Here is a 5689-nt window from a genome sequence, read left to right as displayed (position 1 = left end):
TCGTCGTGTCGGGGTGGTGTGGCGGGGCCGCGGGCCGATGGCTGGCCGCCGCGCGCGGCCGGTGTGGGACCGTCCTCTTGCGCCATGTTGTCAGTTGTCGTACAACTGCGGCATGTTCCAGCAGTCCTCCCACCCTGTCAATCGCCCCCGGTCGGGGTTTGCACCGATCGCCGCATGACCACCGCGGAACCGGGCACCCGCCGCCGGCCGCGGCCCCTGGCCTTCGACCTGGTCGATGCGCTGGGCGCGCGCATCCGCGAGGGCCGCCTGCCGCCCGGCGCCAAGCTGCCGACCGAGGCCGAGGTGATGGCCGAGTTCGGCGTCAGCCGCACCGTGGTGCGCGAAGCGCTGTCGCGCCTGCAGGCGGCCGGCATGGTGCAGACGCGGCACGGCATCGGCACCTTCGCCGTCGGCCCGGGCGACGGCACGGCCTTTCGCATCGGTCCGCAGCAACTGGAAACCTTGCGCGACGTGGTCGCCGTGCTCGAACTGCGCATCGGCGTCGAGGCCGAGGCCGCCGGTCTGGCGGCGCAGCGGCGCACCAAGGACAACCTGGCCATCATGCGCGCCGCGCTCGACGAGTTCACCCGCGCGGTGGAGCAGGGCCACGATGCCGTCGCCTCCGACTTCCGCTTCCACGGCGAGATCGCCCGCGCCACGCAGAACGCGCACTTCGCCAGCCTGCTGTCGTCGCTGGGCTCAAAGATCATCCCGCGGTCGCGGCTGGACTGGTCCGGCGTGGTCGACGACGAGCGGCGGGCCTACCTGCGGCGCGTCAACGCCGAGCACGAGAGCATCTTCGACGCCATCGCCGCGCAGGACCCCGACGCGGCCCGCGCGGCGATGCGCACGCACCTGGTCAACAGCCGCGAGCGACGTCGCCGCGCGGCGCTCGTCCGCGTGACCTGAGCGCCGTGCCGGCATCGCCGACGCGGTGTCGCAGGGGTGCCGGCGGCCCGTTGCCGAAGCTTGAAGGTGAATTTAAGTTGTACGATGACCGATGACTATCAGGAGATTGTGATGCGAGAGAACCGACTTCGAACCCTGTGGGCGGCCGACCGTGCCGCCGTGAACGGCTGGCTGGCCATCCCCGACAGCTTCTCGGCCGAGGTGATGGCCCACCAGGGCTGGGACACGCTGACCATCGACATGCAGCACGGCGTGATCGACTACGCCGCGATGGTGCGCATGCTGCAGGCCATCAGCACCACGGCCACGGTGCCGATCGTGCGCGTGCCCTGGCTGGAGCCGGGCATCATCATGAAGTCGCTGGACGCCGGTGCCTACGGGGTGATCTGCCCGATGGTCAACACCCGCGAAGAGGCGCAGCGCTTCGTGTCCTACACCAGCTACGCGCCGCGCGGCTCGCGCAGCTTCGGGCCGGTGCGGGCGTCGATGTACGGCGGCGCCGACTACCCCAGCGCCGCCAACGACACCATCGTGCGCTTCGCGATGATCGAGACGGCGCAGGCGCTGGACAACCTCGACGCGATCCTGTCGGTCGAGGGGCTGGACGCCATCTACATCGGGCCGTCCGACCTGTCGCTGTCGCTGGGTTGCCGGCCGGTGTTCGACGACGTCGACCCGAAGGCGGCGCAGGCCATGGACCACATCGTCGAGCGGGCCATCGCGCACGGCGTGCGCGCCGGCGTGCACAACGGCCGCGCCGACGTGGCCCTGGCGCGCATCGCCAAGGGCTTCCGCTTCGTCACGGTGGGTTCGGACGCGCGCCTGCTGGCAGCGGGCTCGCAGTCGCTGCTGACCGAGATGCGGGCCGGCGCGACGGCCTGACGACGCCTCGGCGCGGCGTCGGCCCCCCCGGCTCGACCAGCCCAAACAACAAAGGCGACGGCACCCTTGGGTGCGCGTCGCCTTTGGGCACGGTGGCCGTTGCCGGCCACTGCACGGGCGTGCGAATTACTTCTTGGCGGGGGCTTCGCCAGCCGGGGTCAGTTCACCCTTCTTGTTGGCAGCCTTGGTCTCGGCCTTGACTTCGGCACGGGCCTTGTCGGACTTGCCATCGGTCTTGACCTTGGTCGGGGCTTCGCCGGCGGCGGGGGTCTCGTGCTTCTTGACGGCGTCCTTGGTCTCGGCCTTCACGTCGGCACGGGCCTTGGTGGACTTCGGCTCGGCCTTGGCCTTGGCGCCGGCTTCGCCCGCCGGGGTCAGCTCGCCCTTCTTGTTGGCGGCGGCGGTTTCGGCCTTGACGTCCGCACGGGCGGGGGCGGTCTGGGCCATGGCGGATTGGGCCATCAGGGCGGCGGCGGCGGCGATCACGGTCAGAGCAGTCTTCACATTCATGTCATTCTCCAGTGTGGTTTGAGGGAGGGGTCCGGAACAAGGTCAGCGAGCCAACCCGCCCGGACCATGAACCCTCTGATGGTCGAGCGGACGTCCAGGCGCCCTGGCAAAGCCGGGAGTTTCGCTCAGTGCGCGGATTCTGGGCATACCGCCGTTGGGGAAATCCAACGAGGCGGTCGCCACGTAGAACGCGATCGGGAAAGCCGCCGTTGACACGAATGCCCAAATCGACGCGTCGACGATGGATCCGGACGGCCTATTTGCGCGCCTTGGCCGCCCATTCGCGCAAGGCGGCCAGCGTGTTGTCGACATGCCTGGCGGGGTTCAGGCTCATGTAGGCGTAGACCACGTTGCCACTGGGTGCGATGACGTAGGACACCCGGTTGGCATAGTCCGGACGCGTCTGCATCACGGCGTCGAAGGCCTTCATGATGGACTGGCTTTCGTCCGACGCCACGGCGAACTTGCCATTGCAGGCCTGCACCGAGAACTTCGACAGGGTGTCGATGTCGTCACCCGACACGCCGACCACGGTGGCGCCCAGCGATTCGAACTGCGGCGTGGCCTCGGCAAAGCTGTGGGCTTCGGCGGAGCATCCATCGGAGAAGGCAGCCGGAAAAAAGTACAGCACCACCGGCCCCTTGGCCAGCCGTTCGCCGAGCGAGAACTGGAAGGTCTTGCCTGCCAATGCCGCAGGGGCCGTGAAGTCCGGGGCGCGCTCACCGACATCGAGGGCGGCCATGGCCGTGCCCGTGGTCCAGCCCCACAAGAGCCATGAGGCCATGAAGGCCGTGATCTTGCCCATCGTGTGCATCCCCGCGCCTGCCGCATCGGCGGGGTCATCTTGCCAGATGTGTCATACGGCGCCGTGCTCAGACCCCTGCCGCCGGCGGGTGTTGGGGGCGGCGGCGTGCAGGCCTCGGCCCGCACGGGGCGCTCAGCGCCGCGCAGCGCTGGCGGCAGCGGCCGGGGGCGCGGACGCCCGCAGGGCCTTCAACTCGGCCTCCATCCACGCGGCGCTGGGTTGGGCCGGGTTCGGTTTGCAACGGATGGTGTAGGCCTCGCCCGTCATGCTGCTGCGGGTGGCGGCCATGGTGATGAAGTCTTCCGCCGACGCCACCATGCCGCGCGCCGACAGGTAGCCCAGCTTGCGTTCGAGGTGCACGCGCGCATCGGGGCCGCTGTGCCAGGTGCTGCCGCGGCCGAACTCGCAACCGGAGCTGACCACGCGGGCCAGCATGTGGTCGATCTCCTTGCGCGTGGCCGCAGACATGTCGGCCGCTGGTGCTGCGCCGGGCAGCGCCAGCACCGTGGCCACCGCCCAGGTGGCCAGACCACCGGCCACGGGCGCAGGTCGCCCGGGCGGGTTCGGGCAGAACGGCGAAAGGTGGGGACGGCCTTGCATCGGCGCTGATTGTGAGCCCTGCGCGAACGATTGTGACGGCCTGCAGCGGCATCCCGTCACGCGCCCGATCGCCGCCTATCATGCTGGGATGTCGATGCTGAGCACCTGGCCTGGCAAGTTCGGCCGTCGCGCGGCGGGGCGCTTCGTGCCTTGGTGGCGCATGGTTCAACTGGGCGCACTGCTCACCGTGCTGGGGTTGTCGCCGTCGAGCTACCGCGGCCCGCTGCGGCCGGTGATGGCCCGGCATCTGGTGGCCGCCACGGCACCCGTGCTGTGGTGGTTCACGCTGCTCTCGGCGCTGGCCGGCCTGGTGATCACGCGCATCGTGCTGGTCACTGCGCAGAGCTACGGCCTGTCGCAGTACGCGCTCGAGATGGTGGTGCGCGTGCTGGTGCTCGAACTGCTGCCGATGACGGCCGCGCTGTTCGTCGCGTTACGCTGGGCCATCCCTGCAGGCACGGCGGTGGCGGCGATGCGGCGTGCTGGCACGCTGGGTGCGATGCGCCGCGCCGGCATCGACGCGCTGCGCACCGAGGTGCTGCCGCGCGCCGTGGCGGGCCTGTTCTCGGTGCTGCTGCTGGCCGCGGTCAGCGGCATGGTCACGCTGGTGCTGGCCTACCTGCTGGCGCACGGCTTCTCGCCCTGGGCCTTCGAAGGCTACACCCGCATGGTCGGCCGGGTGTTCACCCCGGCCGTGACGCTGGTGTTCGTGATCAAGACCATGGCCCTGGCCTTCGCGGTGTCGCTGATCCCGATCGGCTCGGCCCTGCACGATCCCGAAGCGGCCATCGGCCACGCGCCCGCCGAGTTGCAGGGCCTGGTGCGCCTGGCGGCCGCGATCCTGCTGATCGAGGTGGCCTCGTTGGTCGGCAACTACTACTGATGGACAACGACCTGCCTGACCCTTCCGGCCCACCGGCCGCCCCGCCCCGCGGCCCGGCGCCGGCCCTGCCGCCGCCGCCCGAAGGCGTCGAGTTCCGCGCCGCGCTGCTGCTGGTGGCGCTGCTGGTGCTGGTGTGCGCCGCGGCGGCCTACCTGCTGTATGCCCGCGGCGTGTTCGAGGCCACGCAGCGCCTGGTGCTGATCGCCGACGATTCCGAAGGCGTCACCGTGGGCATGACGCTCACCTTTGCCGGCTTCCCCATCGGCCGCGTCGGCCGCATCGAGCTCACCGACGAGGGCAATGCCCGCATCCTGGTCGACGTGCCCCGCAAGGACGCGCACTGGCTGCGCAGCTCCAGCGTGTTCACGCTGTCGCGCGGTCTGGTCGGCAACACCGCGTTGCGCGCCTACAGCGGCATCCTCACCGACCCGCTGCTGCCCGATGGCGCGGTGCGCCGCGTGCTGGCCGGCGACGCCACCACCGAGATCCCGCGGCTGGTGGCCGCCGCGCGCGACCTGGTGCAGAACCTCATCGCGCTCACCGCGACCGACGGGCCGCTGGCCGCCACGCTGGGCAACGTGCAGTCGGTCACCGAGCAGCTGAAAGGGCCGGGCGGCGCGCTCGGTGTGTTGATGGGCAACGACGTCGACCGCTCGCGCATCGTCACGGCGCTGGACCGCACCAATGCCCTGCTGGCCCGCATCGACGGGCTGGTCAAGCGCACCGACGGCCTGGTCGGCCGGGCAGACAACCTGGTCGGTCGGGCCGACGAGCAGTTGCTGGGCGCGTCGGGCGTGGTGTCCGACACCCGCGCCACCGTGGCCCAGCTCACCGGCCTGCTGACCGAGGCCCGCGGCAGCCTGAAGAAGGTGGACGCGCTGCTCGACGAGGCCCAGGGCATCGCCCGCAACGCGCGCGTGGCCACCACCGACCTGGGATTGCTGCGCGCCGAGGTCGAAAGCAGCCTGCGCAAGGTGGAGCATCTGGTCAGCGAGATCAATCGCAAGTGGCCGTTTGCACGCGACACTGAGGTCAAGCTGCCATGATCCTGTCGATGCCCGCCACCCACGGCCCCCGTGCCTGGCGGGCGGCGGCACGGG

The 5689-nt window shown here is 70.6% G+C and carries 7 protein-coding genes; 4 read left to right on the top strand and 3 right to left on the bottom strand.

Annotated features, from left to right (window positions below):
* Positions 1 to 174: 174 nt before the first annotated feature.
* Positions 175 to 909 carry a FadR/GntR family transcriptional regulator gene (locus EOINJALH_RS00690; RefSeq protein WP_088278387.1) on the top strand — a complete coding sequence of 245 codons (735 nt, stop codon included), beginning with the start codon at positions 175 to 177 and terminating at the stop codon, positions 907 to 909.
* A gap of 111 nt (positions 910 to 1020) precedes the next feature.
* The gene (locus EOINJALH_RS00685) at positions 1021 to 1791 is read left to right on the top strand and encodes an HpcH/HpaI aldolase/citrate lyase family protein (RefSeq protein ID WP_088278389.1); all 771 of its coding nucleotides are present in this window, start codon (positions 1021 to 1023) and stop codon (positions 1789 to 1791) included.
* Between the two features lie 126 nt (positions 1792 to 1917).
* Here EOINJALH_RS00685 and EOINJALH_RS31535 read toward each other — a convergent pair whose 3' ends face one another.
* The 3 genes from EOINJALH_RS31535 to EOINJALH_RS00670 form a co-directional block, all read right to left on the bottom strand.
* A complete protein-coding gene (locus tag EOINJALH_RS31535) occupies positions 1918 to 2301 on the bottom strand; it encodes a hypothetical protein (RefSeq protein ID WP_158219600.1) in 384 nt (127 codons plus the stop codon).
* Positions 2302 to 2557: 256 nt separating this feature from the next.
* The gene (locus EOINJALH_RS00675; protein ID WP_088278388.1) at positions 2558 to 3106 is read right to left on the bottom strand and encodes a peroxiredoxin; all 549 of its coding nucleotides are present in this window, start codon (positions 3104 to 3106) and stop codon (positions 2558 to 2560) included.
* A gap of 132 nt (positions 3107 to 3238) precedes the next feature.
* The gene (locus EOINJALH_RS00670; RefSeq protein ID WP_158219599.1) at positions 3239 to 3706 is read right to left on the bottom strand and encodes a DUF5329 family protein; all 468 of its coding nucleotides are present in this window, start codon (positions 3704 to 3706) and stop codon (positions 3239 to 3241) included.
* A gap of 88 nt (positions 3707 to 3794) precedes the next feature.
* On the opposite strand from EOINJALH_RS00670, the gene EOINJALH_RS00665 reads away from it, so the two are divergent.
* Both EOINJALH_RS00665 and EOINJALH_RS00660 read left to right on the top strand, forming a co-directional pair.
* The gene (locus tag EOINJALH_RS00665) at positions 3795 to 4589 is read left to right on the top strand and encodes an ABC transporter permease (RefSeq protein ID WP_088278385.1); all 795 of its coding nucleotides are present in this window, start codon (positions 3795 to 3797) and stop codon (positions 4587 to 4589) included.
* Positions 4589 to 5635, top strand: a complete 1047-nt coding sequence (locus EOINJALH_RS00660; RefSeq protein WP_088278384.1) for an MlaD family protein — start codon at positions 4589 to 4591, stop codon at positions 5633 to 5635. The genes EOINJALH_RS00665 and EOINJALH_RS00660 overlap by 1 nt, the downstream gene beginning before the upstream one ends.
* The last annotated feature ends 54 nt before the right edge of the window (positions 5636 to 5689 follow it).

The organism is Ideonella sp. A 288 (assembly GCF_002198735.1).
Classification (GTDB): domain Bacteria; phylum Pseudomonadota; class Gammaproteobacteria; order Burkholderiales; family Burkholderiaceae_C; genus Pseudaquabacterium.
The sequence above is the reverse complement of the archived record's forward strand: the minus strand, read 5'-3'. Positions and strand labels throughout refer to the sequence as shown.

Excerpts from the sequence above, each read along its gene's own strand:
- EOINJALH_RS00675 (WP_088278388.1), bottom strand. The coding sequence starts at position 3,106 with ATGGGCAAGATCACGGCCTTCATGGCCTCATGGCTCTTGTGGGGCTGG.
- EOINJALH_RS00690 (WP_088278387.1), top strand. The coding sequence starts at position 175 with ATGACCACCGCGGAACCGGGCACCCGCCGCCGGCCGCGGCCCCTGGCC.
- EOINJALH_RS00670 (WP_158219599.1), bottom strand. The coding sequence starts at position 3,706 with ATGCAAGGCCGTCCCCACCTTTCGCCGTTCTGCCCGAACCCGCCCGGG.
- EOINJALH_RS31535 (WP_158219600.1), bottom strand. The coding sequence starts at position 2,301 with ATGAATGTGAAGACTGCTCTGACCGTGATCGCCGCCGCCGCCGCCCTG.
- EOINJALH_RS00660 (WP_088278384.1), top strand. The coding sequence starts at position 4,589 with ATGGACAACGACCTGCCTGACCCTTCCGGCCCACCGGCCGCCCCGCCC.
- EOINJALH_RS00685 (WP_088278389.1), top strand. The coding sequence starts at position 1,021 with ATGCGAGAGAACCGACTTCGAACCCTGTGGGCGGCCGACCGTGCCGCC.
- EOINJALH_RS00665 (WP_088278385.1), top strand. The coding sequence starts at position 3,795 with ATGTCGATGCTGAGCACCTGGCCTGGCAAGTTCGGCCGTCGCGCGGCG.